The sequence below is a fragment of the Motiliproteus sediminis genome, from assembly GCF_017912535.1.
Lineage (GTDB): Bacteria > Pseudomonadota > Gammaproteobacteria > Pseudomonadales > Balneatricaceae > Motiliproteus > Motiliproteus sediminis.
The window spans coordinates 29,767-55,391 of sequence record NZ_JAERQK010000004.1 but is presented as its reverse complement, the minus strand read 5'-3'; the positions used below and the strand labels follow the sequence as shown (position 1 = coordinate 55,391).

At 59.4% G+C, this 25,625-nt stretch carries 20 protein-coding genes; 6 read left to right on the top strand and 14 right to left on the bottom strand.

Annotation, left to right across the window (positions count from 1 at the left end):
* Positions 1-33: 33 nt before the first annotated feature.
* Complete coding sequence (locus JJQ76_RS09235) at positions 34-420, bottom strand: hypothetical protein (protein WP_210396527.1); 387 nt, start codon at positions 418-420, stop codon at positions 34-36.
* Positions 410-1,618: an adenylate/guanylate cyclase domain-containing protein gene (locus tag JJQ76_RS18240; RefSeq protein WP_210396526.1), complete on the bottom strand. Its 1,209-nt coding sequence runs from the start codon at positions 1,616-1,618 to the stop codon at positions 410-412. Before JJQ76_RS18240 ends, JJQ76_RS09235 begins: the two co-directional genes overlap by 11 nt.
* A gap of 101 nt (positions 1,619-1,719) precedes the next feature.
* Between JJQ76_RS18240 and JJQ76_RS09225 the strand changes: the two genes are divergently transcribed.
* On the top strand, positions 1,720-2,910 hold the full coding sequence (locus JJQ76_RS09225; RefSeq protein WP_210396525.1) for a BaiN/RdsA family NAD(P)/FAD-dependent oxidoreductase: 1,191 nt from the start codon (positions 1,720-1,722) through the stop codon (positions 2,908-2,910).
* Between the two features lie 13 nt (positions 2,911-2,923).
* Here JJQ76_RS09225 and JJQ76_RS09220 read toward each other — a convergent pair whose 3' ends face one another.
* Entirely contained in the window at positions 2,924-3,415 is a 492-nt protein-coding gene (locus JJQ76_RS09220) for a class I SAM-dependent methyltransferase (protein WP_210396524.1), read from the bottom strand.
* A gap of 145 nt (positions 3,416-3,560) precedes the next feature.
* Here JJQ76_RS09220 and JJQ76_RS09215 point away from each other — a divergent pair, with 145 nt between their 5' ends.
* The 3 genes from JJQ76_RS09215 to JJQ76_RS09205 are packed head-to-tail and all read left to right on the top strand — an operon-like array spanning position 3,561 to position 9,676.
* Entirely contained in the window at positions 3,561-7,193 is a 3,633-nt protein-coding gene (locus JJQ76_RS09215) for a hydantoinase B/oxoprolinase family protein (RefSeq protein ID WP_343232509.1), read from the top strand.
* Between the two features lie 9 nt (positions 7,194-7,202).
* A complete protein-coding gene (gene yidD, locus JJQ76_RS09210) occupies positions 7,203-7,448 on the top strand; it encodes a membrane protein insertion efficiency factor YidD (protein ID WP_210396522.1) in 246 nt (81 codons plus the stop codon).
* A 53-nt stretch (positions 7,449-7,501) separates the two neighbouring features.
* Positions 7,502-9,676: a sodium:solute symporter family protein gene (locus JJQ76_RS09205; protein ID WP_210396521.1), complete on the top strand. Its 2,175-nt coding sequence runs from the start codon at positions 7,502-7,504 to the stop codon at positions 9,674-9,676.
* Positions 9,677-9,690: 14 nt separating this feature from the next.
* Here JJQ76_RS09205 and JJQ76_RS09200 read toward each other — a convergent pair whose 3' ends face one another.
* Together JJQ76_RS09200 and JJQ76_RS09195 are read right to left on the bottom strand one after the other, a co-directional pair.
* A complete protein-coding gene (locus tag JJQ76_RS09200) occupies positions 9,691-9,933 on the bottom strand; it encodes a CDGSH iron-sulfur domain-containing protein (protein ID WP_210396520.1) in 243 nt (80 codons plus the stop codon).
* 223 nt (positions 9,934-10,156) lie between these two features.
* Complete coding sequence (locus JJQ76_RS09195) at positions 10,157-10,864, bottom strand: M48 family metalloprotease (protein WP_210396519.1); 708 nt, start codon at positions 10,862-10,864, stop codon at positions 10,157-10,159.
* Between the two features lie 124 nt (positions 10,865-10,988).
* On the opposite strand from JJQ76_RS09195, the gene cysK reads away from it, so the two are divergent.
* Positions 10,989-11,957 carry a cysteine synthase A gene (cysK, locus tag JJQ76_RS09190; RefSeq protein ID WP_210396518.1) on the top strand — a complete coding sequence of 323 codons (969 nt, stop codon included), beginning with the start codon at positions 10,989-10,991 and terminating at the stop codon, positions 11,955-11,957.
* A gap of 157 nt (positions 11,958-12,114) precedes the next feature.
* Positions 12,115-14,025 carry a putative bifunctional diguanylate cyclase/phosphodiesterase gene (locus tag JJQ76_RS09185; protein ID WP_210396517.1) on the top strand — a complete coding sequence of 637 codons (1,911 nt, stop codon included), beginning with the start codon at positions 12,115-12,117 and terminating at the stop codon, positions 14,023-14,025.
* A gap of 9 nt (positions 14,026-14,034) precedes the next feature.
* On the opposite strand, the gene JJQ76_RS09180 is transcribed toward JJQ76_RS09185, so the two are convergent.
* The 9 genes from JJQ76_RS09180 to aceE form a co-directional block, all read right to left on the bottom strand.
* The gene (locus JJQ76_RS09180) at positions 14,035-15,945 is read right to left on the bottom strand and encodes an ATP-binding protein (protein WP_210396516.1); all 1,911 of its coding nucleotides are present in this window, start codon (positions 15,943-15,945) and stop codon (positions 14,035-14,037) included.
* 104 nt (positions 15,946-16,049) lie between these two features.
* Entirely contained in the window at positions 16,050-16,787 is a 738-nt protein-coding gene (locus tag JJQ76_RS09175) for a substrate-binding periplasmic protein (RefSeq protein WP_210396515.1), read from the bottom strand.
* A complete protein-coding gene (locus JJQ76_RS09170; RefSeq protein WP_246480532.1) occupies positions 16,784-17,323 on the bottom strand; it encodes a response regulator in 540 nt (179 codons plus the stop codon). Before JJQ76_RS09170 ends, JJQ76_RS09175 begins: the two co-directional genes overlap by 4 nt.
* Positions 17,320-18,684, bottom strand: coding sequence for a response regulator c-di-GMP phosphodiesterase, NosR family (nosR, locus tag JJQ76_RS09165; protein ID WP_210396514.1), 1,365 nt, complete (start codon positions 18,682-18,684; stop codon positions 17,320-17,322). The genes JJQ76_RS09170 and nosR overlap by 4 nt, the downstream gene beginning before the upstream one ends.
* A gap of 10 nt (positions 18,685-18,694) precedes the next feature.
* On the bottom strand, positions 18,695-19,540 hold the full coding sequence (locus JJQ76_RS09160) for an HDOD domain-containing protein (RefSeq protein WP_210396513.1): 846 nt from the start codon (positions 19,538-19,540) through the stop codon (positions 18,695-18,697).
* Positions 19,540-19,857, bottom strand: a complete 318-nt coding sequence (locus JJQ76_RS09155) for a hypothetical protein (protein ID WP_210396512.1) — start codon at positions 19,855-19,857, stop codon at positions 19,540-19,542. Before JJQ76_RS09155 ends, JJQ76_RS09160 begins: the two co-directional genes overlap by 1 nt.
* A 21-nt stretch (positions 19,858-19,878) precedes the next feature.
* Positions 19,879-20,670 carry a response regulator gene (locus JJQ76_RS09150; RefSeq protein ID WP_246480531.1) on the bottom strand — a complete coding sequence of 264 codons (792 nt, stop codon included), beginning with the start codon at positions 20,668-20,670 and terminating at the stop codon, positions 19,879-19,881.
* A gap of 181 nt (positions 20,671-20,851) precedes the next feature.
* Complete coding sequence (gene aceF, locus JJQ76_RS09145) at positions 20,852-22,777, bottom strand: dihydrolipoyllysine-residue acetyltransferase (RefSeq protein ID WP_210396510.1); 1,926 nt, start codon at positions 22,775-22,777, stop codon at positions 20,852-20,854.
* Positions 22,778-22,829: 52 nt separating this feature from the next.
* Positions 22,830-25,496 (bottom strand): pyruvate dehydrogenase (acetyl-transferring), homodimeric type, encoded by a 2,667-nt coding sequence (gene aceE, locus JJQ76_RS09140; protein ID WP_343232521.1) that lies wholly within the window; start codon positions 25,494-25,496, stop codon positions 22,830-22,832.
* Between the last annotated feature and the right edge of the window lie 129 nt (positions 25,497-25,625).

The window sequence follows — 25,625 nt, the reverse complement described above, 5'->3', positions numbered from 1 at the left end:
AGCGGCCATTCTACGCCGCCGTTTTCAAGCTGTCTAAGGCGCCGCCAGCATGGCTTCGAGCTGCCGGTGCCAACGCTCCAGCTGGGGACGCTCGGCACTGATTCGCAGCTGTTGCAGCGACACCCCGCGCAGCTCGATGCGCAGCTCCGGCCGAGGTTCCTGAGTTGACCCCGCCAGTTCGACCCAGGTCACGCTATCAACCTGGTCCAGGCCGAAGCGTTCGCTGTGATCGGGGTAAACCAACGCCCCTTGACGGCGCTGCCGATCAAACACCAACAGCGGGTTATGCTCCAGCCGCAGATCGACCTGAAAACCCTCGGCTTCAAGCAGTCCCAGGCTGTCCTGAACCCGCAGAGCCTGATAGCCGCCCACCAGCAGCAGTCCGATAAATATCAGCGGGAACCATGTTTTAGCCTTCATCGGAGCTCCCCCGGTTGAGGGTGTAGAGAGTCAATGGGCGCTCGACCCCGGGGACCGGAAACTGGCCCACCAGTCGACAGCCTTGCGGTAACAGCGCCGCCAGACGGTCGGACAGCAGCACCGGTAGCTGACAGGCTTTGGTCAGGGTTTCGATCCGTGCCGCATGGTTCACCGCCGCACCCATCACCGTGAAGTCAAGGCGTTGCGGCGCGCCGACATTGCCGTAAACCAGCTCACCCAGCTCCAGACCGATACCGTAGCGGATCTCGGCAATCCCCTGCTGCTGCCACTTATGGTTAAGCCGCTGACGAGCACACTCGGCTGCACCAACGGCCGCCACGGCATCGCGGGCCGCCTGCGTGGCAGAGCGCTCTGCACCGATGGGAAAAATCACCAGCAAGGCATCCCCCACAAAGCGGAGAATCTCGCCGCCACGAGGCGTCACGGCATCGCTGATCAAGGCAAAGTATTCGTTCAGTAGCGCCAGTAGTTGCGCCTCCGGCAGGGCCTCGGCCAGCGCGGTCGATTCGCGCAGGTCGCTGTACCAGACCACCGCCTGCAAGCACTCACTATCGCCCCGTTTGACCTGCCCGGCGCGCACCCGCTGCGCCGAGCGCGGCCCCAGGTACGTATTGAGCAGCGACTGCATAGTGATCTCCTGGGACATGGTCTCCAGCACCGGCGACAGAAACTGCGCCAGCTGAATCAGTCCGTCGATATCGGCATCGCTGAAACCGTCGGCCTCATCGCTACTGGCAATCAGGGTGCTATCGAGATCGTCGTAACAGAAGGTCAACGGCAGCACCAGATAGTCGGTAACACCGCGCTGGCGCTGGTGCAATACACTGGAGTGCAGACTATCTGGCGCCGCCTGCTGGGGACGGCAACGGAACGGCTGTCCGCTGCGACGAACCGCTTCTATCGGGCTCCCCACATAGTCAGCGGTGGTGATGATCTGGTGGGGTGGTTCGAACACTTCAACCGCCGCCTCATCCCGCCACCAGGTAAATGACTTGCCCAACACCAGCGGGTTGAGGGTATGCAGGCTGATGCGCAATCGGCACAAGGGCAACCCTGCTGCGGCCATAGTGGCGACCAGCGCCTGGGTGAACTGCTCCGGCGAGGCGATCAAACGCCCCTCGCGCATCAGCCAGCTGATCACTGCCTGCCAATCCCAACCCGTCTGCGGCTGATTCACACCAGTCCTCCCTCCAGCTCTGCTCAGTGTATCCCAAACGAGCCGGGAACAGGCAGCCGAGGCTGTTATAATGGCGACCTCTTCGTTCGGGAACATCCAGCATGCATACCACCGAGGTGCTTATTATCGGCGCCGGCGCCGCCGGCCTGTTTTGCGCCATTCAAGCCGGCTACCGCGGCCGCAAAGTCCGCGTAATCGACCACGCCCGCAAACCGGGCAAAAAGATACTGATGGCCGGCGGGGGGCGCTGCAACTTCACCAACCGGGAGGTGCTGCCCAAGCACTTCCGGTGTAGCAATCCGCACTTTGTGATTTCGGCACTGAAGCGTTTCAGCTCACAGGATTTCATCGATCTGGTGGAGCGCCACGCTATCGACTACCACGAGCGCGACTGGGGTCAGCTGTTCTGCGACCACTCCAGCAAGGACCTACTCGATGCGCTGCTGACCGAGTGCGAATGGGCAGGCGTAGAGTTGCAGATGAACACCGAAATCCATGCTGTCGAAACGCTGCCGGAGGGCGGCTACCGCGTCCAGGCCAGCGGCGGTGCCATCAATTGCGAATCACTGGTGATTGCCACCGGCGGGCTGTCGTTTCCCAACGCCGGCGCCACGGATCTGGGACTGCGGATCGCGCGCCAGTTTGGCCTGCCCTGCATCCGCACCCACGCCGCGCTCGTACCCTTTACCCTGCAACCCCGGGAGCTGGAGCAGCTCAAGCCGCTGGCCGGTATCGCCGTGCCGGCGCGTATTCGCTGTGGCGGCGCGCAGTTCCGCGAGAACCTGCTATTTACCCACCGCGGCATCAGCGGCCCGGTGGTGCTGCAGGCCTCCAACTACTGGCAACCGGGGCAACCGATAGAGATCGACCTGCTACCGCAGCTCGACCTCGCAGACTGGCTCAAACAGCAGCGGCAGCAGAAACCACGCAGTGCGCTGCGCACCCTGCTGGCCCAACTGTTACCCAAGCGCCTGCTGCAAGCGCTGGAATCACTCGGACAACTGCAGGCGCTGGATGAAACCGCCGCTCAGCTGAGCGACCGGCGAATCGAAGCGTTACAGCAAGCTCTTGGCCAGTGGCGGCTGGTGCCCTCCGGCACCGAAGGTTACCGTACCGCCGAGGTGACCCTCGGCGGGGTCGATACCCACGCCATCAGCTCCAAAACCTTCGAAGCCCACAGCGCCCCGGGACTTTACTTTATCGGCGAGGTGCTTGACGTCACCGGCTGGCTCGGCGGCTACAACCTGCAGTGGGCCTGGGCATCCGGCTACTGCGCCGGGCAGTATGTCTAGCAGACGGGTTGAATCAACTGACCACGCGTCGAATGAAATAACGGTTTGCCGGCACCCCCTCGGGCAACGCCACCGCTTCACTGTCAGGTAGCGCAATCGGCTGGTCGCTGATCAGCAACCCACCCGGCGCCAACAGCGGCGCCAGCGCTTGGGCCAGATAGGCGGCCAGCTTGCGGTTTTCCTCTTCGACGCCAGTACCAATATCACAGTGAGCCAGCAGAGCGCTGCGCCCCAACCGTTCAGCCGCGGCAGGCAAGGTATCGTGGATATCACCCAGGAACAGGTGCTGATCGTCGGGAATACAGGCGGGATGGGCCGCTACCCGGCGGTCGAATACGTAGATAGCGTCGCGCCCGAACAGCTCGCCCAGATGATCATAGGTGCGACCGTTACCCAATCCCAGCTCCAGTATGGCGCCCTGCTGGCCCGTCAACTCCCCGGCAGCAAAGTTCAGACAGCTACGCTGCGCCTTGAGGCGGCGGATGACACTATCGAGTCGGGACATGCGAGGCTCCTGGTTCGTTGGCTACAGCTTCCGGTTGCTGGGCACGCAACGGTTATACGCACTGCCGCGTTCAACCTTTGCGCGACAGCAGCATAACCAACATCAGGGTATACTGCACCCCGTTTCATGGGGGGAGAGTTCAACGGTGGCCACAACGCGCGACGCGGCAACACAGCAACAGGACCAATGGCAGTTCTGGATCGATCGGGGTGGCACCTTTACCGACCTGGTGGCGCAGCGCCCCGACGGTTCGCTGGTCAGCCACAAATTGCTGTCGGAAAACCCGGAGCGCTACTCCGATGCCGCCATTCAGGGGATCCGCGACCTGCTCGGCTTAGCGCCGCAACAGCCCATCCCCGCGGGGCAGATCGCCGCAGTCAAAATGGGCACCACCGTAGCTACCAACGCGCTACTGGAGCGTAAGGGTGACCCTACCCTGCTGCTTATTACCCGGGGCTTTCGCGACGCCCTCAGAATCGGCTATCAGAACCGTCCGCAACTGTTCGAACGTCATATTCAGCTCCCCGAACTGCTCTACCAGGAGGTTGCCGAGGTGGAGGAACGGATCGCCGCCGATGGCGAGATCATCACCCCACTGGCCATTCCGCAGGCACGCAAGGCACTCCAGAGCGCCTACGATCGAGGCCTGCGTTCGGTTGCAGTCGTGCTGATGCACGGCTATCGCTACCACCAGCATGAGCAGGCGCTGGCGCAGCTCGCCCGCGAGGTGGGTTTTACCCAGGTCAGCACCAGCTTCGAAACCAGCCCGTTGATGAAGCTGGTCAGTCGCGGCGATACTACGGTGGTCGATGCCTACCTGTCGCCGATTCTGCGCCGCTACGTCGATCAGGTCAGTGCCGAATTGGGCGATACCCGTCTGCTGTTCATGCAATCCAGCGGTGGTCTGGTCGATGCAGCGCTGTTTCAGGGCAAAGATTCGATCCTGTCCGGCCCCGCCGGCGGTATTGTCGGCGCCGCACGCACCTGCCAGTTGGCGGGCTTCGAACGCATCATCGGTTTCGACATGGGCGGCACCTCTACCGACGTCACCCACTATGCCGGCAACTACGAGCGAGCCTTTGAAACCCGTGTCGCGGGAGTGCGGATGCGCGCGCCGATGATGCAGATCCATACGGTTGCCGCCGGCGGCGGTTCCATTCTCAGCTTCGACGGCAGTCGCTTTCGGGTCGGCCCCGAATCTGCAGGCGCCAATCCCGGCCCCGCCTGCTATCGCCGTGGCGGCCCTCTGACCGTTACCGACGCCAATCTGATGCTGGGGCGATTGGACCCGGCTCACTTTCCGCAGGTGTTCGGCCCCAATGGTGATCAGCCGCTGGATGCCGAGGTGGTGCGTCAGCGTTTTGCCGCGCTGGCCGCCGAGATTCACCAGGCCACCGGGCGCCAACTAACACCGGAAGCCGTAGCGGAAGGTTTCCTCACCATCGCGGTGGATAACATGGCCAACGCCATCAAGGAGATCTCCACCCAGCGTGGCTATGACGTGACCGACTATGCCCTGTGCTGCTTCGGCGGCGCAGGCGGCCAACACGCCTGCCGCGTAGCCGACACCCTGGGTATGACCCGCGTACTGCTCCACCCCTTTGCCGGGGTATTGTCAGCCTATGGCATGGGCCTGGCGGACATTCGCAGTCAGCGCCAAAAGGCGGTAGAACAGCTTTTTGATGCCGGCCTGGTCGCACAGCTGGGCAACGCCATCGAGGCCTTGGCAAGCGATTGCCGCGCCGAAGTGGCTCGCCAGGGGGTGCATGAAAGCGCGATGCGCGTCGAACGGCGCGCACTGCTTAAGTATCAGGGCACCGACGCGCCGCTGGAGGTGCCGCTCATCGATTACGCTGGCGCACTGACAGCGTTCGATCAAGCCCATCAGCAGCGCTACGGCTTTGTGGTCGCCGACAAGCCACTGGTGCTGGAGGCACTGGTGGTCGAGGTGATCGGCACCACCGGTAACCCGGCGGCGTCCGGGCAGGCTCCCGCCCATCACTCCGCGGCATCAGCCGCAGCCGAAGCGTCGTTCTGGCTCGACGGCGCCCACCAGCCAGTGCCCCTTTATCGGCGTGACCAACTGGCTACCGGTCAGGTGGTGGCCGGGCCGGCGCTGGTCATCGAAGCCACCGGCACCAACGTCATCGACAGCGGCTGGCAAGCGGAACTGACTCCGCAGGGCGACCTGCTGCTGACCCGTCGCGAGAGACTGCAACGTCAGGCAGCGATCGGAACCGATGCCGACCCGATCATGCTGGAAGTGTTCAACAATCTGTTCATGTCGATAGCCGAACAGATGGGCAACACTCTGGAAAACACCAGTCATTCGGTCAACGTCAAAGAGCGTCTCGACTTCTCCTGCGCCCTGTTCGACCATCAGGGGAAACTGGTCGCCAACGCGCCACACATGCCGGTGCATCTGGGTTCCATGTGGCAGAGCATCCAGAGCGTGATGCGTAAGCACGGCCGCACCATGGCCGACGGCGACGTGTATGTGCTTAACGCTCCCTACGACGGCGGTACTCACCTTCCCGATATCACCGTGGTCACTCCGGTGTTCGACCAAACCGGCAGCGAGCTGCTGTTTTACGTGGCCTCACGCGGCCATCACGCCGACATCGGCGGCATCACGCCCGGATCGATGCCGCCGACAAGCCGGCACGTGGACGAAGAGGGGGTACTGATCGACAACATCCCGCTGGTACGCGGCGGCCGCTTCCTTGAGGCGGAACTGCGAGACCTGCTGGCCAGCGGCCCCTACCCGGCGCGCAACCCGGAACAGAATATCGCCGACCTCAAGGCGCAGATCGCGGCCAACACCAAGGGTATGCAGGAGCTTCGCAGCATGATCGCCCAGTTCAGCCTGCCGGTGGTAAAAGCCTACATGCAGCACGTGCAGGACAACGCGGAAGAAGCCGTTCGGCGAGTACTGGATCAGTTGTCGGACGGCCACTTCCGTTATCCGGTCGAGGGGGGGATCGAGATTCAGGTGGCCATCAAGGTAGATCGCACCGCACGCTGCGCGCTGATCGACTTCAACGGTACATCACCGCAACAGCCCAGTAACTTCAACGCCCCGCAAGCGGTCTGTTATGCCGCGGTGCTGTATGTCTTCCGCACCCTGGTGGACGACGACATCCCCATGAATCAGGGGTGCCTTAAACCGCTGCAGATCCGTATCCCGGAAGACTCCCTGCTGGCGCCGCGCTACCCGGCGGCAGTGGTCGCCGGCAACGTGGAAACCTCGCAGTGGATCACCGATGCGCTCTACGGCGCGCTGGGCTGTCTGGCCGGATCCCAGGGCACCATGAACAACTTCACCTTCGGCGATGACCGTTACCAATACTACGAAACCATCTGCGGCGGCAGCGGCGCCGGACCCGATTTTGACGGTACCAGCGCGGTCCAGACCCACATGACCAACTCGCGCCTGACCGACCCTGAAGTACTGGAATGGCGTTTCCCGGTACGATTGGAGGAGTTCAGCATTCGCGCCTCATCCGGCGGCAACGGCGCCCATCGTGGCGGCGACGGTGTAATCCGCCGGCTGCGCTTCAATCAACCGATGACCGCAGCGATTCTCTCCTCCCACCGCGACATCGCCCCCTTCGGCGCTGCCGGCGGCGAGCCCGGCCAAACCGGCTGCAACCGCATCATCCGCGCCGACGGCCAGGTCGAGCCACTGGGTGCCACCGCCCGCGCCACGATGCAGGCCGGCGATTGCATTGAAATACAAACGCCGGGCGGCGGCGGCTTTGGCCCAAAATCGGAGTAGAATAGGCCCATGAGAAAACTGTTGATCATGCTGATACGCGGTTATCAGTTACTGGTGAGCCCCTTTTTGGGCAACAACTGTCGCTTCTACCCCAGCTGCTCGGCGTATGTAATCGAAGCGATAGAAGTGCATGGCGTTGTGCGTGGTTTATGGCTGGGGCTGCGGCGGATACTGCGCTGCCACCCCTACTGCGACGGCGGTATCGACCCGGTACCATCGAAAACAGACTCGCCCGCCCGTCCCCCCGAGGTTTGACCCAGCCCCTTGTGGTGGCTATAACCCCTTAATTGCAAGAGTCAGGGATTCAGATGCTTCAGCCCACCACTGTGATCGCCATCGTCGGCCTGTACATGGCGCTCCTTTTTGTGATCGCCCAACTGGTCGAAAAATACTACGAAGCCAAGCCGCGGGGGCTCTCTTCGCCGCTGATCTACGCGCTGTCGATCACTATTTACTGCACCTCCTGGACCTTTTACGGCAGCGTCGGTTTTGCCGCCGAATCGGGGCTGCTCTACTTCGCCATCTATATCGGTGCCATTTTGGCAGTAATGTTCTGGTGGCGCTTTCTGCGCGGCATGGTGCACGTCAAGGAAAACTACCATATCAGCAGCATTGCCGACTTCATCTCGGCCCGCTACAACCGCTCGCAGCGGGTGGCAGCACTGGTGACGCTGATCGCGCTGTTCGGCATCGTGCCGTACATCGCACTGCAGTTGAAGGCGGTGATCGAAACCTTCTCGTTGATGTCGGCCACCCCGGCAGATGCCGCCTGGGATGTTACCGGCGTACTGGTGACCGCGTTGATGATCGTGTTTACCATCGCCTTCGGTGCCCGCCGCCTTGATCCGACCGAACGCCACCCCGGCATGATGGTGGTGCTGGCGATTCAGAGCCTGCTGAAGCTGGTGGCCTTTATCGCCGTAGGGCTGTTCGTCACCTACGGCCTTTACGATGGCCTGGCCGACATTACTCAGCGGATTCACTGGACCGGTATCAACCACCTGCTCAGCTCACGTATTCCCGAGGGCTCGCTGTTTCTCCACTGGGCGACCTTGATCATCCTTGGCGCAGCCTCGATCCAGTGCTTACCGCGCCAGTTTCATGTCGCCGTAGTCGAGAACGCTAACGAGCGCCACATTCTGACCGCAGCTTGGGTGGTGCCTCTTTATCTGGTGGCGATCAGTTTCTTTGTCATACCCATCGCCGGTGCGGGTTTAATATCAGGGCTGGACTACGCCCAGGCCGACAGCTTCGTGCTGCTGCTACCGCAGATGGCCGGTGAAACCGAACTCGCCGTACTGGTTTTTGTGGGCGGTTTCTCCGCAGCCGCTGGGATGGTGATCATCAGCGCCATGACCCTGTCGACCATGGCCACCAATCACCTGCTGCTACCCTGCATCGAGCGCCTCGGCATGGGGAACGCCCTGCGCCATTATCTGCTGCAGTGCCGCTGGTTGGTGATCGCGCTGATCATTGGCAGTGCTTACCTGTTCGCGCGGGCCTTCAGTGATTCCTACATGCTGGTAGCGATGGGGATGATCTCCTTCGTGGCGGTGTTCCAGTTTGTGCCTGCCATGTTTCTGGGACTGCTCTGGCGCCGCGGCAATCGTGGCGGCGCCATAGCCGGTCTCACGGCCGGCATGCTGCTGTGGGCCTACACCCTGGTGCTGCCGGCCCTGGTGCGCCAGGGCTGGCTGCCGACGGAGCTGCTCACGCTGGGGCCTTTGGGAATCAGTTGGTTGCGCCCTGAAGCCCTGTTTGGCCTTGAGGGGCTGTCGGCAGTCAGCCACAGTGTGCTGTGGAGCGCGCTGTTCAACCTGCTGGGCTACTTTTTGGGCTCCCTGACCTACACCCCCTCCAAACTGGAACGTACCCAGTTGACCGAATTCATCAATGCACTGGTCAGCGGCGGTCGCCGCACCCGGGGGATGGCTACCGGGCTGGATGCCTATATACCGATGGCCGAAAAACGCAAGGAAGCCAGTCTGCTGCTTGCCCAGTACCTGCCGGATGACAAGGCGGACCTGGAAGTTTCCGAGGTCTGCTCTGACCTTCGTATCGGCCACAAAGAGTATCTCACCATTATCGAGCTGCTGGAGTTTCACCGCCGTCTGGAGCATGTTCTGGCAGGTGCCATCGGTACCGCCGGCGCCCATCAGGCGCTGGAAACCAGCATCAGTTACAGCGAGCGCGAACAGCAGGACCTGAAGGCGATCTACAGCCACATCATGGTAGAGCTGAAACAGCAAGAGAAGCGATCCGATGGCAACGTCACTGCGGGAGGCGGACAATACGGGTTAGTTGAAAAACTGCAGCAGCGGATCGCCGAGCTTGAGCGCGAGCTGGAAGCGCAAAGTCAGCAGCTCGAACGGCTGAGTGACCGGCTCAGCCGCAGTGACGAGAAACTGTTTGAGCAGCGGGTGCTCAACCAAAAGCTCAATCAGGAGCTGGCCAAACAGAACAATCTGGAACCCGGTGACTGATCAGCGCCGGAGCTTCAATCATCAAGATCGCGATGGCTGCCATCGCAATAGGGCGGATCAGCGGTCTGTTTGCAGGTGCACAACAGCAGCTGTTCACGTTGCTCAACATCGAATCGCTGCGGACCCAGTCCGGTCCCCTTGTGCGAACCATCGCAGAACGGCTGCTGCGCCGACCGACCACAGGCGCAGTAATAATACTCGCCCACGTCGAGGGTTACTGCCGCTGGTCGCCGACCGGCCACTTTCACGTCGCTCATACCCGCCTCCTCTTTGATTCAGGCAGTGTAGAACATCTCCCCGGCTGTCAGTGCAGCCAATGTCACGCGACTGTCACGCGCACCAATTACAGTGCCGACAATCACAGAGGAGAGCGATAATGAAATGGCTACAACAACAGCTTCGCCGCTTGCGCCAGCGCCCGCAAACCCCGCCGCTCAGTAGCGACCGTAATCGCTACGGCTACCCGGTTCCCCCGCGAAGTTACGGCGTCTGAACCAAGGCCTCCAGCGCTTCGATCCGCGCCTCACCCGACGGGTGGCTACTCAGCAGATTGAGCTGACCGGGGTTGGACACCCGCAGCAATTTGTACTGAAAGCGCAACGCCCCACGAGGGTCGAATCCCGCCTGACGCATCAACTCAACGCCCAGACGGTCGGCATCGACCTCCTGCTCGCGGCTATAGCCGGCCTCCTGCATGGCATGGCCGGCCGACAGCGCCAAGCCGCTGAGAGGCACCAGGATATCGGCCAGCATGCTCAGCAGCTCAATGGTGCTGGCACTCTCCCGACGTTCGGTGATGCGGGCATCAGACAGGTGTTCAAGCACCACGTGGGCCAGCTCATGCGCCAACACGAACGCCAACTCATCGGCATCGTAGCCGACCACGTCGATCAACCCGGCGTTGATCACTATCCCGTGGCCGCCCTCTGGCAGCCGCTGCGCGTACGCGTTGATCTGGCGACTGCCGTCAATCCGCATCGGCACCACCACCGCAACGCCACGGGACAAGCGCTCGTAAACCTGATCAACCTGTTCGGCCAGATCGGCGGGGATCATCGCCCGCTCATTCTGCCAGTAGACCGCGCCGCTGCTCGGCGGTGGCAATGACGGCGACGCTGCGCAGCCCGCCAGCCCCCAGACCAGCACTATCATCGCGCACCATCGGCCCAACCGCTGCTGCTGAATCACCCGCACTCCCCGTTCGTACTATAACCGCCCTAAATAACCATATTTCATAATGAGATAGTTGGATATAAGGGTTGCGGATATACTTGATCGAATAACAAGGCCCCGACTCAAGAAGGATAGCCCCATGACCCAGATCTTCGAAGACAACTCCCTGACCATCGGCAAGACCCCACTGGTTAAGCTGCGCCGCATCAGCAACGCCAATATCTGGGCCAAGCTGGAAAGCCGCAATCCGGCCAACTCGGTGAAATGCCGGATCGGTGCCAACATGGTGTGGGAAGCAGAAAAGTCAGGCCAGCTGAAGCCGGGGATGACCATCGTCGAACCCACCAGCGGTAACACCGGCATCGCCCTCTGCTTTGTTGCGGCAGCCCGGGGTTACAAGGTTATTCTCACCATGCCTGAGACCATGAGCCTCGAACGACGTAAAGTGATGAAAGCCCTCGGTGCCGACATCGTGCTGACCGAAGGCCCCAAGGGGATGAAAGGCGCGATCGAAAAAGCCCAAGAGATCGTCGCCGGCGATCCTGCCAACCACTTCATGCCACAGCAGTTCGAAAATCCGGCCAATCCGGCGATTCATGAACAAACCACCGGCCCGGAGATCTGGGACGACACCGACGGACAGATCGACATTCTGGTGTCAGGCGTGGGCACCGGCGGCACCATTTCCGGGGTCAGCCGTTACATCAAGAACATCCGTGGCAAGGCGATCACCTCAGTAGCCGTCGAACCCTCCGCATCACCAGTGATCAGCCAGCACCTTGCGGGCGATGCTCTGCAGCCAGCCCCCCATAAGATTCAGGGAATTGGCGCGGGCTTTATACCAGCCAACCTTGACCTCGCCATGGTTGATCAGGTTGAGCAGGTCAGCAATGAGGACGCGGTCGAGTTCGCCCGCCGGTTGATGGCTGAAGAGGGCATTCTGGCCGGGATCTCTTGCGGCGCGGCGCTGGCTGCGGCGGTTCGCGTCGCCGAGCAGCCGCAACACCAGGGCAAAAACATTGTGGTGATCCTGCCCGATTCCGGTGAGCGTTACCTCTCCACCATTCTGTTTGATGGCATGTTCTCCGAAAACGAAACCGTACAATAACCTTCTCCTGCGGTGGGTATCGACGGATACCCACCAATCCAACCCCGCCAACCGTGCGGGTAAGTGACCCACATCAACTAATTTTCCCTTACCCTGCAGTACACTGACGCTATTCTCAGAATTGGGAAGAGCCATTTACACCATGAGATTCTGACCTATGACAGGTTTCCCGCTCCGCATTGCTGTGCTCTACGCCGTTTTCGCTGCTATCTGGATAGCTGTTTCCGATCAGGCCGTAGAGGTGATGTTTCCCGGTAGCGCACTGGCGCAGTCTTACAAGGGCTGGTTTTTTGTCGTGGTGACCAGCGTACTGCTGTACTCCCTGCTGCGTCAGGAGATGGGCCGCCGGCAGCTGGCCGAGTCGGCGTTGCAGCACCAGCAAGAAGAGCTCGAGAAACTGTCGCTGGCCGTCAGCCAAAGCCCGGTTTCGGTGATCGTTTCCGACATCGAGGGCCACATCGAATACGTCAATCCTGCCTTTGAGCAGATGACAGGCTACAGCCGCGACGAAGCGCTGGGCAGCAATCCGCGCATTTTCAACTCAGGCAAGACGCCCAAAGCGGTCTACGACGAGCTGTGGCAGACGATCCGCGGCGGCGACGCCTGGGAAGGCGAGCTGATGAACCAGCGTAAAGACGGCCACACCTACTGGGTTCATGCCCGGATTTCACCGGTAACCGGCGATCAAGGCCAGGTGTCCCACTTTCTTGCCATCGAAGAAGATATCACCCTGCGCAAAGCTCAGGAGCATCAGATACGCCATCAGGCCAACTACGACAGCCTGACCGAACTCCCCAACCGTTTCCTCGCCATGGACCGTATGAGCCAGGCGATCAACGCCGCGATTCGCCACGACCAGACCGTGGTCCTGATGTTTATTGATCTGGACAATTTCAAGCAGATCAACGACTCGTTGGGCCACGATGTTGGCGACCAGCTGATCACCCTGGCCGCGGGTCGAATCCGTGAAACCGTGCGCCAGACGGACACCGTAGCGCGTTATGGCGGTGACGAGTTCCTGGTCATTCTCACCAGCATCGATACATCTGACGATGCCAGTCGAGTGGCGGAGAAAGTACTCACCAGCCTGGCATCGCCCTATCGTATCGATGGCCGCGAGCTGGCACTCACCGCCAGCATCGGTATGGCGGTTTTCCCGGAAGATGGCCAAGATCCCTACGAGCTGCTACGCCATGCCGATGCGGCCATGTTTGGCGCCAAAGACGAAGGGGGCAACCGCTACGAGTTCCACTCAGCGGCGATCAACGACGCGGCCGTAGAACGTATGGAAGTGGAGCAACAGCTCCGGCGTGCACTGGAAAAACGCGAACTCAGCCTGCATTACCAGCCGCTGGTGGACGTAGCCAGTGGCAAGATCAACGCCGCCGAAGTACTGCTGCGCTGGGACAATCCTGATTTGGGCCGGGTAGCGCCCGACCGCTTTATACCGCTGGCAGAAGCCACCGGCCTGATCATTCCCATCGGTGAATGGGTGATCCGTACTGCTTGCTCTCAATTGCGCAGCTGGCTCAACGAGGGCATCACTGACCTCAAACTGGCTATCAACCTGTCGCCACGGCAGTTTAATGATCCGCACCTGCTGCGTGTGGTCACCCAAGCGCTGGAAGAAAATGAGCTCCGTGGCGAACAGATAGAGCTGGAGATCACCGAAGGCGTTCTGATGCGCAATCAGGAAGACGCACGCCGGACTCTGGAAAAACTGCGTGGCCTCGGCATTCGCATTTCGCTGGACGATTTCGGCACCGGCTACTCATCGCTGAGCTATCTCAAGCGCTTTCCGTTCGACAGCCTGAAGATCGACCGCTCCTTCATCACCGACGTACTGGAAGAGTCGGAAGATCAGGCTCTGGTGCGCGCCACCCTCACCATGGCCAGCGGCCTGGGCCTCAGCACCGTCGGCGAGGGGGTCGAGACCCGCGAACAACTGCGCTTCCTTAATAGCGAGGGGGTGGCCTCTGTTCAGGGTTTCTACTTCAGCCAGGCGCTTCCGGCGGCCGAATTCAAGCAATACTATCTCAACTTCCGCCCTGAAGCGGTCAACAGCTAAGCCCGCCGATCAGGCAGCCCCTTCCGGCTGCCTGATCGGCAACCAGACCCGGAACCTCGTCCCCTCACCCACCACCGAGTCCACGGTAATCTCGCCATGATGTTTGGCAACGATACCGTAGGACACGGATAGACCGAGACCGGTGCCCTTGCCCACCGGCTTGGTGGTAAAGAACGGCTCGAACAGCCGCGGTAAATACTCGGCGGGAATACCCTTGCCGGTATCTGCAACCTCCACCCACACCCGTTCGCCGTCGATGCCGGTACGAATGGTAATCACCCCCTGGCCCTCAATCGCGTGGGCCGCATTGACCAGCAGATTCATGAACACCTGGTTAAGCTGTGACGGCATACACTCGATCTGTGGCAACCGGGTGTATTCCTTGACCACCTCAGCCTTGTACTTCAGTTCGTTCCAAACCACATTGAGGGTGCTATCAAGCCCCTTCAGCAGATCACCGCGCACCCATTCCGCTCTATCCACATGGGAAAAGTCCTTCAGGTCCTTGATAATCTGCTTGACCCGCTCCAGCCCTTGCTCGTTTTCTGCAATCAGGCTAGCCAGATCGTCACGGACAAAGTCGAAGTCGATCTTCCGCTCCAGCTCAGCCAAGGCCTCGCGCTGGCTGTCGGTGAGCACGCCCCGGTAGCCCTCAATCAGCTGGTAAAGATCACTGATGTAGTGGCGCAACGAACCCAGATTGGAATTAACGTAACCGATGGGGTTGTTGATCTCGTGGGCCACGCCGGCAGCCAGTTGGCCGATCGATGCCATCTTTTCGGACTGCAGTAACTGGTTATGAGCCTCTTCCAGCTTGGCGATGGTCTCCTGCTGCTCGATGGTTTTGCGCTGCAGCGCCGCCTGTGCCTGCTTGCGTGCACTGATATCGGTACCGCTACTGAGAAAATGGGTAATCTCGCCATCGCTGTTGCGAACCGGAGAGAGAATCACACCGAGCCAGTAGGTACGACCATCTTTGCGCCGGTTTTCCACTTCGACATACACCCGGTCCTCGGTGGTGCGGCCATCCACATAACCACGCATGATTTCACTCAGCGGTTGCTGCTGGTGCAGGTGGCAATCAAACGCCTCCTGAGCTTCAGCTGCGCTGAAGCCGGTTATCTGTGTGAAAGCAGGGTTGGTGTACTCCACCCGCCCATCGACCGAAAAAATGGTGACCGAGGCAGGGCTTTGATCGATCGCGCGCTGCAGTTGCCAATTACTTTGTTGCAACTGATCGTTGGCCTGCTGCAACTCGCCAAGGGTTTGATGCAGCTTCTTCCCCATCCCGTCCAGCGCCATGTCCAGTTGCCGGATCTCGTCAGCGTCCGGGTCGACCACCGCCAGTTCCGGCACTTCGCTGGCCCCCACCGGCAGTCCATGCAGCTTATCAAGCAGGCGGGCCAGAGGGCGGGCCAGCAAACGGCGGCCGAAGTAACTGACAATCAGCCACAGAGCCACCGTTTTCAGCACCGCCGCCAGAAAAATCCAGCTGAATAACTGCTGCACCCGGTCCAGCACAATAGTGTTGTGAGAGTAAAGCCACATCTCTCCCAGCGCGGGATAGTCCTTATTCTGTGACCCTACCGACTCGGCTTCGAGGGTAAAATGATAGCTGAACAGTCCGGTTACCGGCTTGACGTCATTAAGACCGTCCAGACGGGCAGCCAGGTCCGACACGGGTAACTCCTCACCGGCGGGCACCTCACCATGCTGGACCACCACCTCTCCCTGATCGTTGACCACCCGAACGCCCAACACTTCCTGATGGTCAACAATGCCATGAACCAGCCGTTCGATCTGATCGATATCCAGATACCATAACGCCGCCGCCATACTTTGATGCACCAAGGGCTCTACCTGCTCCAGCCGTTTGACCAGACCACTTTTCAAGTCGCGATACTCGAGGTAGGCATGCACCAGGGTGATCGCCACTGCGACCAAGCAATAGACGATAAAAACGCGGATAAAGAATCGCGTGGTAATTTGATTTCGGATGGGGACACCTCCCGGAACTTTCACCACTAGGGAGCAGCGAGCCCTGCGCGCTTGACCCACTCCAGCAGGTCATCACGATTAGCGGGCAACATCAATGAGCGCCTGTAAGACTGATGCCGCTCAGCAGCGATATAAAATTCGTCCGCGTGTTCACGCAACACCGGATCATGGGACAGAAAATAACGCACCGTGGACTCTGGCAATAGCACCGCATCCACCCGTTTGTATAGCAGCATCAGCAAGTTATCACGCTCAACATTGCTATCAACCCGTTCGACCAATCCTGCTGCCACCCGATCATCAATGCCCAGATAGCGATGACCGCGAATCCCGGCCAGCACACGTCCATCCAGAGATTCGGGGCCGTGATACTCCACCGCGGACTCCCGTCGCGAAACGATCACGTTGGCGTCATCCGCCAACGGCACCCAGAAGTAGGGGTCCCCTGAGCCGGGAACAAAACCCCATTTAGGATTAACCCAGGGAACCAACCAGTTGTCGCTACAGTGACTGCCGGGGCAACGGCCATCTAGCCACTGACTCAGACGCTGGTTGAGCCGCACACGGGGCAGCAACTCGACCTCAACCCGCACCCCCGGGGGGGCCACCGCGTTCAGGCGCGCGGCCAACGCATAGGTTTCACCTTCGCCGTTACCGGTAACGAAGGGGGGATGACTGTGATAGCTGAGCAGATGAACCACTTTCGGCAGTGCTACAGCAGGCAGACTCCAGCCAATCAGCAGCGCCAGTAGCAGCCCTCTCATCGGTTGTAGTCACCCGCATCGATAACGATGGCACCCTCATCGTCAAACTCTATCTGGGTAATGCCGGGACTCTCTTGCTCCAGCCGTTCCAGTTCCGATTTCTGGTAGTCGATCTGAACCTGCTGCTCTCTTACCAGATTGGCCAGACGGCGATTTTCCAGATGAACCCGACGGTAGGAGAGTCCCTGCTCAATGGCGCAGACAAGCTCGGCATCACTCCAGGGCTTAGTAATAAAGCGAAAGATCTCGGCCTGATTGATAGCGGCCAGCACCCCGTCCATATCGGCCTGACCGCTAAGCACCATGCGCACGCAATCAGGCTGAACCGCCATCACCTCTTGCAGCAAGGTCACGCCGTTCATCTCCGGCATGCGGTAATCGGAGATCACCAGATCCACCTCTTCTTCCGCGACGCGACTCAGTGCCTCATTGGGATCGCTGTAGGTCTGAATACGCCAGCCCTTGTTGCGCAAGGAGCGTTTCAGCGCATTTAGAACGCCAACCTCATCATCCACAATCACTATATTGGTCATCATGCGCCGCCCTCCACCACAACATGGATCTCGAACCGGGCTCGTTCGGAGCGTTCCAGGTTGATCAGCTTGCGAATCAGAACGTCGTTAAATTCGCGCCCTTTGGTGAGCAGCAATGTATGCGTACTATTGTACAGATCGCGAGACAGCCGCATCCCCGGTGCCAGTTCATCGCTGCCTATCTGCTGCTCGCGATTCTTGGCTTCTTCGGGTAAAGGTTGGTCTTTGTTGGCCAGCCCGGTAAATGCAGCCACCACCTCAGGGTCATAGCTTTTACCGGCCTCCAATTGGAGGCGCTCTTGGGCGGCACGCGGAGAGAGTCGGTCGGGCAGAATCCGTCCTGTCTGGTAACCATAGTAATCTCGCGCCACAGCCAACGCGCGCGCGCCCAGAGGAATTTCCGCAGCCTTTAAGCCATCGGGGTAACCGCTCCCATCCCAGCGTTCCTCTTGAGCACGCAGCAACCCGCCAACCCCCTGCAACGCCTCCACTGGCATCAGCGCCGTCTGTGCATTGAGCGGATGCTGCATGTAGCTTTTACGGTCAGCGCTGCCCAGCGCATAAAGGGGCTGCTCAACCAACTTATCAGGCAAGCCGAGCTTGCCCAGCAAGTGCAGCAAGCCGGCGTAGTAGACGTCGTCTGCCTCGGCATCGGTCATCTGGAGCTGCTGCGCCAGCTGCTTGGCCAACTCGGCTATGCGCTCACTGTGCCGCCCGGACAGGGTTTCACGCATGCCGATCAAGCCGGCAAACACCCGCATGGTGTTATGGTAGGTTTCCTTAACTTCTTCGAACGCCAGATCGAGCATGTCGGCCGTTTGTTGCAACTCTGCCGTTCTCTGTTCTACTTTCTGCTCGAGGTTATCGTTGAGGTCTTTGAGCTCTAGGTTCTGGCGCTCGGTCAGCGCCATCAGCTCACGTTTTTCCCGCTCCAACCGCTTCGTTTCGAGTGCTTGCCTAACGGCCAGCGTAATTTCAGTATCTTCCCAGGGCTTGCTCAGGTAACGGTAGATTTTGCCGCGATTGATGGCGTCAATGGTGGAGCTGAGATCCGAGAATCCGGTTAACAAGATACGGACCGTATCCGGATAACGTTCAGCAACAGCGGAGAGAAACTGGGCACCATCCATCTCCGGCATCCGCATATCTGAAATCACCAGATCAACCGGGTGCTGCTCCAGCAGCGCCAAGCCTTGCGCACCGCTTTCCGCCAGCAGGATGTTGTAGCCCAAAGGACGGAACAGCCGCCGCAGGGCCGAGAGAATGTTGCGCTCATCATCCACAAACAATAATGTTTCAACATCGGAAGACTCGCGCTCTGTAGGCGAGTTGCTTTCGGATTGTGCGGTGGTAGTTTGATTCACATGCAGCTCCTTAGTGCAGCAGTCGACCGATGACTTCCTGACTCATACTATCGATTTTCGGAATCAACCCGTCCAGTTGTTTCCAGCTCAACCCCAAGCGTTCCATAGCGGCGGGCGACAGCTCCTCCATATCCGCTTCTTCTGCACCATCAGCCCAAAGCCCCAGAGCAATAACGTTAGCCAGGTGAACCAGATCGTTGAGGGGTGAGGGATTCTGGTCAACTCGTGGAAAAGCGTGTGCCAGCGCGGACTGCGATAGCGGTTCGGGGAGTTTCCACATCCGTATCGCAGCGGCACCAACGGTGGCGTGATCAACGCCAAACAGCGCTTGCTCCGCTTCGACGAGACTGCACAAGTGTTCGTGCCGGTACACAACCACGCCGCCGTACTCTTCTGCCAAGCACTGATCCATGATGAACTGGCCGATATCGTGCAAAATACCGGCGATAAAGGCCTCATCAGGGTTATTACCGACCTGCTCGGCCAGCAACTTGGCGCCCACGGCTACCCCTACGCTATGACGCCAGAGGGCTTGGCGATCAATCGTATGACCACCGCGCATCGGAAACGCACTCACCATGGAGAACGAAATAACGACCTGGCGCAAGGTATGCACCCCGAGCAGTACCGCCGCATCCTTGACACTACTGATCTTACGCGCGAAGCCATAGAAAGGAGAGTTAGCCAACCGCAAAATGGTGGAGGCAAGAATGGGATCCAGCTCCAGTGTGCGACACACCTTGTTGATATTAAGAGGCTCTTCGCCCAACTGTTTGAGCACGGCCTGCACCGTATCGGAAAAGGGCTCAACTTTGCGAAGGCAATCCTTGAGACGCTGACTGGTCACCGCATCCATCAGCTCAGTCCTCGCGTATGATAGTGCCGAAACAGCTCTTTTAGCTGGTCCATGGTAGGACTATTGAACGGTGCGTACTGCCGTTCCAGCCGCTGCTCGATTGCCTGCCGTCGGCTCAGCCGGGACTCGGCATCGAGCTCCGGGCTATTGACCTCCAGGGTTTTGATTTCTCGCCGGCGCAGGATCTGTATCAGCTTGTCGGTCAGTTCCGTACCCGCACTCACCAACACCCCGCCATTGGCATCAAACACATCGTCCGCCAGCGTCATGCCAGCCTCCGCCTGTTCCAGCTCCAGGGTTTGCTGTGCGTTATCCATCCATGAACCTCGCTGGCCGCCCTACTGCTCAAGCAGCGTGAAAATATACCCCTGATGGGGCCCCTCACTGGCATTGCGGGCACATTGGCATCGCCACCGTTTGCCCACAAAAGTGACCTCTTGGCAAGCGCTCTGGCCGTCTACCGCCCGCCGATAGATCGCCAGCATCGACTCCGGCAACAGCTCGGCCACAGGCGCGCCCAACATCATTGGCTGCTGATCGAAAAGCGCACGCGCCTGGCGATTGGCAACGACCACATCGTCGCCGCTGATTCCCAGCACCGCAAGCGGCAGCTCTTCAAGCACATCCTGAGAGATCTTCAAAGCCTGGACATTGAACTGCAGCTCGCGGGTTTTCTCCTCTACCCGCCGCTCAAGCTCCTGATTCGCTTGTCTCAGCTGTGAGGTAAGGCGCTGATTGTCATCGTTGAGCTCATGGAGGCGAAACGCTTCGGCAACGTTCTTGCTCAGCAATTCGTCATCCCATGGCTTGGTCAGAAACTTGTACACCGCCCCCACGTTGATCGACTCCGTAACCGACTCCAGGTCGGTGTAGCCACTCAGAATGATGCGGACAGTATCGGGGTAGAGTTCTTTGACTTTATGCAGGAATTCGCTACCGGTCATCTCCGGCATACGTTGATCCGAAACGATAACACCCACCGGGTACTGCGCTAATAACTCCAGCCCCTCGGCACCGCTGAGTGCGGTGATAATGGTATAACCTTCACGCCGAAACAGGCGCTTCAGGCTGCGGAGAATATTCTCCTCATCATCAACCAGCAGCAGCGTTCGGGTTCTGTTGTCATCCATGTCCATCGCGTTACTCACCCTGAGACGTTATCAGCATCACTGCCGACACCAGATCGTTTTATCACAGTCTAATATAGGGCGGCCGACGAGATAAACTTTTTAGCTGACCTCTGGCAACAGATGGTCACAAATTCCGGGCAAAAAAAATCCCCCGCCCGGGGGATTTTCTCAGTCGAGCAGATCAGAGCAGCAGCCGGCGCACATCGCTCAGCATGGCGCCAAAGGTGTGCATAAAGCGCCCCGCATCGGCGCCGTTGATCGCGCGGTGGTCGTAGGAAAGCGCCACCGGCAACATGGTGCGCGGCACAAACTGGCTACCATCCCAGACCGGCTTCACATCGGCCCGAGACACACCCAGTATGGCCACTTCAGGTGCCGGAACGATCGGGGTGAAGCCGGTACCACCAATACCACCCAGGCTGGATATGGTGAAACAGGAGCCCTGCATATCTGCAGGTTTCAGCTTGCGGTTCTTGGCTTTCGCACCCAGTTCCGCCGCCTCTTTCGCCAGCTCGTAGATAGACTTTTGGTCGGCGTTGCGAATAACCGGAACCATCAGACCGACCGGGGTATCCATGGCAATACCGATGTGCACGTACTTCTTGTGAACGATATGTTCGCCGTCGGCGTGCATCGACACATTAAAGTTGGGGTGCGCCCGCAGCGCCGCGGCCACCGCCTTGATCATGAACGGCAGCGGCGTCACCTTGGCACCGGCCTTTTCCGCCTCAGCCTTGATCTCCTTACGGAATTTCTCCAGTTCGGTGATATCGATATCGTCGAACTGGGTCACGTGCGGCACATTGAGCCAGCAGCGGGTCATGTTCTCGGCGGTGACCTTCTTGATCTTGCTCATCTTCTCGAGTTCGATCTCGCCGAACTGGGAGAAATCCACCGCGGGAATCGCAGGCACACCTGAACCACCACCAGCGGCAGCAGCCGGAGCTTTGTCGACATTCGCCAGCGCTTGTTTGACATAGGCCTGTACATCCTCTTTGAGGATACGTCCCTTCGGGCCGGTGCCGGCAACCTTGTTCAGATCAACGCCGAACTCGCGCGCAGTGGCGCGTACTGCCGGGCCTGCATGAACTTTCTTGTTGCCTTGCTCCAGGGCCTCCAGATTCTGGACCGGTGCCGCGGCCGGCTTAGAGGCAACCGGCGCCGCTGCAGGAGCTGGTGCGGCTGCAGGTGCGCTCGCCGCGGGAGCCGGTGCAGACGCTGCGCCACCGGCCACCTCCAGCTCAAGGATAAGATCACCCTCGGAAACGGTACCACCCTCTTTAACCTTGATGGCTTTCACCACACCACTTTTGGGCGCAGGCACTTCCATTGAGGCTTTGTCAGTTTCCAATACGATCAGGGAGTCACCTTCGCTGATGCTGTCGCCGACCTTGACGCAGACTTCGATTACATCGACGCCTTCGTGCCCACCAATATCCGGCACAGTAACCGGCTCAACGCCACCCATAACGGGCGCCGGCGCTGCAGCAGGTGCCGTTTCGGGGGCCGCAGCCGGCGCAGCCGCAGTAGCTGGTGCCGCACCGCCGGCCACGCCAAGCTCAAGAATGACATCGCCTTCAGAAACCGTGTCACCCTCTTTGATGCTCAGCGCCTTAACCACACCCGCCTTGGGCGCCGGCACTTCCATTGAGGCCTTGTCGGTTTCAAGCACGATCAGAGAATCCCCTTCGGCGACCTCGTCACCCACTTTGACGCACACTTCAATCACATCTACGCCTTCATGGCCGCCAATATCCGGCACCACAACCGATTCGCTGCCACCCGCAGCCGGGGCGGCCGCCACAGGCGCAGGGACTGGAGCGGGTTCTGCCGCAGGCGCGGGGGCCGCTGCAGGCGCATCCGCAGCGCCTTCAGCAGCCATCTCGGCAATGACGTCGCCTTCGTTGACGGTATCGCCTTCATTCACCAGCAGTTTGGTGATCACGCCGCTGAAATCCGCCGGCACTTCCATCGAGGCTTTGTCGGTTTCCAGCACGATCAGCGAATCGCCTTCGTTGACCTGGTCACCTACTTTGACGCATACCTCAATGACATCAACATCGTTGTGGCCACCGATATCCGGTACGGTAATTGTTTTAGCTGTCACTTTGTTGTCCTCTCGTCGCTATCCGTTCGTGTCTATCCGTTACTCTGCGCTGTTAAACGGTCAGCGGGTTCGGCTTGTCCGGATTGATGTTGAACTTCTTGATCGCTTTGGTGACCTCTGCGGGCTTGATGCTGCCCTCATCGGCCAGCGCCTTGAGCGCAGCAACCACGACGTAGTAGCGGTTCACTTCGAAGAACTCGCGCAGCTTGGCACGGGTGTCAGAGCGACCGTAGCCATCGGTACCCAGAACACGGAAAGTGCCCGGAACGAATTCGCGAATCTGGTCGGCATAGGATTTGATGTAGTCGGTTGACGCAATAACCGGCCCCTTGCGGCCAGCCAGACAGCTCTCAACGTAAGAGACCCGGGCTTCCTCTTCCGGATGCAGCATATTCCAGCGCGAGCAGTCCAGCGCTTCACGGCGCAGCTCGTTAAAGCTGGTCGCACTCCAGACGTCGGACTCAACCCCGTACTCGTCACGCAGGATCTCGGCCGCAGCGCGTACTTCGCGCAGAATGGTGCCGCTACCCATCAACTGGACCTTCTTCTTGGCGCTTGCCTTACCCTCTTCAAGCAGGTACAGACCCTTGATGATGCCCTCTTCCGCGCCCTGCGGCATGGCCGGTTGCGGGTAGTTTTCGTTCATCACGGTCAGGTAGTAGAACTTGTTCTCCTTATCCTGGAACATGCGCTTGAGACCGTCCTGAATGATCACCGCCAGCTCGTAGCCGTAGGTCGGATCGTAGGATACGCAGTTCGGCACCATCGCCGCCATCAGGTGGCTGTGGCCATCCTCATGCTGCAGGCCTTCACCATTGAGAGTGGTCCGCCCTGCGGTAGCCCCGATCAGGAAGCCACGTGCCTGAATATCACCCGCGGCCCACACCAGATCCATGGTGCGCTGCATACCAAACATGGAGTAGGAGATATAGAACGGGATCATCGGGCAATTGTGGTTACTGTAAGCCGTCGCCGCCGCGATCCAGGCTGACATGGAACCGGATTCGTTGATCCCCTCTTCGAGAATCTGGCCGCTCTTGGACTCCTTGTACCACATGATCTGGTCACGATCGTGCGGGGTGTAGAGCTGGTCTTCCGAGGTATAGATACCCAACTGGCGGAACATCCCCTCCATACCGAAGGTTCGTGCCTCGTCAGGTACGATCGGCACTATCCGCTCACCGATGTTCTTGTCTTTGGCCAGGGTCGACAGAATCCGCACAAATGACATAGTGGTGGAAAGTTCGCGCTTGCCGCTGTCTTTGAGCTGACTGTCGAGATCGCTAAGCGGCGGAACCTGCAACGCTTCAAAGTCGTTGCGGCGCTGCGGGTAGACGCCCCCGAGCTTAGCCCGACGCTCCATCATGTATTTCAGTTCCGGGCTATCCGGCGATGGGCGGTAATAGGGAACAGACTTGAGCTGATCCTCCTCCAGCGGGATGTTGAAGCGATCGCGGAAGTCGATCAGGTCATCCATCGCCACCTTCTTCATGGAGTGGGTGTCGTTTTTGGCTTCGCCCGACTTACCCGTGCCGTAACCCTTAACGGTCTGGGCCAGAATGACGGTCGGCTGTCCCTTGTGGTTAACCGCTTCGTTGTAGGCTGCGTAAACCTTGTAGGGATCGTGGCCACCGCGGTTAAGGTTCATGATGTCTTCATCGGACATATCCTTAACCATTTCGGCCAACTCAGGGTACTTGCCAAAGAAATGCTCGCGAGTGTAGGCACCACCGTTGGCTTTACAGTTTTGCAACTCGCCATCGCACACTTCATCCATGCGCTTTTGCAGCAAGCCGTTGGTGTCACGTTCGAACAGCGGGTCCCAGTGACGCCCCCAGAGCACCTTGATTACGTTCCAGCCCGCACCACGGAAAACACCTTCAAGCTCCTGCACGATCTTGCCGTTACCACGCACCGGACCATCCAGCCGTTGCAGGTTACAGTTGACCACAAAAATCAGGTTCTCGAGCTTTTCACGCCCGGCAAGGGCGATGGCACCCAGAGATTCCGGCTCGTCGGTTTCACCGTCGCCCAGGAACGCCCATACCTTACGATCACCACGATTGATCAGGCCGCGGGCAGACAGGTAACGCATCACGTGAGCCTGATAGATCGCCTGAATCGGACCCAGCCCCATGGAAACCGTAGGAAACTGCCAGAAGTCGGGCATGAGCCAGGGGTGGGGATATGAAGAGAGACCGTTGCCGTCCACTTCACGGCGGTAGTTATCCATCTGCTCTTCGGTCAAACGGCCTTCGAGATAGGCGCGGGCGTATATGCCGGGTGCGATGTGTCCCTGGAAGAACACCAGGTCACCTTCATTGTCGCCTTCAGGACCGCGGAAAAAGTTATTAAAGCCAACGTCGTAAAGAGTCGCCGACGAAGAGAAACTGGAGATGTGGCCGCCCAGACCTTCATTATTGTCGTTGGCGCGCATAACCATCGCCATCGCATTCCAGCGAATCAGGGAACGAATACGCCGCTCCATGAACAGATCGCCCGGCAGGGTCGCTTCATCTTTCGGTGCGATGGTATTGCAGTACGGCGTATTCAGAGAACCGACATAATCAGCCCCCAGATCGCGCGCGCGCTCGCCCAGCTTTGCCAGCAGGTACTTGGCCCGCTCTGAGCCTTCGTTCTTCGCAACCGATTCGAGAGCGTCCAACCACTCCTGTGTTTCGATCGGATCGATATCGTCGATTCTTTCTTGTTGCACGATGACATTCTCCACTTTTTTATTGGCCACTAGGTCCGCGTCCACTGAGGATATGTAAGGACCCCGCAACATTCCTGCTGCGACGCAGCATTTCTCACCCGATTAAAAATTGTAGGCATACTACAAAAGAGC

Excerpts from the sequence above, each read along its gene's own strand:
- JJQ76_RS09200 (WP_210396520.1), bottom strand. The coding sequence starts at position 9,933 with ATGAGCGACGTGAAAGTGGCCGGTCGGCGACCAGCGGCAGTAACCCTC.
- JJQ76_RS09170 (WP_246480532.1), bottom strand. The coding sequence starts at position 17,323 with ATGATGACCAATATAGTGATTGTGGATGATGAGGTTGGCGTTCTAAAT.
- JJQ76_RS09155 (WP_210396512.1), bottom strand. The coding sequence starts at position 19,857 with ATGGATAACGCACAGCAAACCCTGGAGCTGGAACAGGCGGAGGCTGGC.
- JJQ76_RS09235 (WP_210396527.1), bottom strand. The coding sequence starts at position 420 with ATGAAGGCTAAAACATGGTTCCCGCTGATATTTATCGGACTGCTGCTG.
- JJQ76_RS09205 (WP_210396521.1), top strand. The coding sequence starts at position 7,502 with ATGCTTCAGCCCACCACTGTGATCGCCATCGTCGGCCTGTACATGGCG.
- JJQ76_RS09150 (WP_246480531.1), bottom strand. The coding sequence starts at position 20,670 with ATGGATGACAACAGAACCCGAACGCTGCTGCTGGTTGATGATGAGGAG.
- cysK (WP_210396518.1), top strand. The coding sequence starts at position 10,989 with ATGACCCAGATCTTCGAAGACAACTCCCTGACCATCGGCAAGACCCCA.
- JJQ76_RS09175 (WP_210396515.1), bottom strand. The coding sequence starts at position 16,787 with ATGAGAGGGCTGCTACTGGCGCTGCTGATTGGCTGGAGTCTGCCTGCT.
- yidD (WP_210396522.1), top strand. The coding sequence starts at position 7,203 with ATGAGAAAACTGTTGATCATGCTGATACGCGGTTATCAGTTACTGGTG.
- JJQ76_RS09220 (WP_210396524.1), bottom strand. The coding sequence starts at position 3,415 with ATGTCCCGACTCGATAGTGTCATCCGCCGCCTCAAGGCGCAGCGTAGC.
- JJQ76_RS09160 (WP_210396513.1), bottom strand. The coding sequence starts at position 19,540 with ATGGATGCGGTGACCAGTCAGCGTCTCAAGGATTGCCTTCGCAAAGTT.
- JJQ76_RS09225 (WP_210396525.1), top strand. The coding sequence starts at position 1,720 with ATGCATACCACCGAGGTGCTTATTATCGGCGCCGGCGCCGCCGGCCTG.
- JJQ76_RS09185 (WP_210396517.1), top strand. The coding sequence starts at position 12,115 with ATGACAGGTTTCCCGCTCCGCATTGCTGTGCTCTACGCCGTTTTCGCT.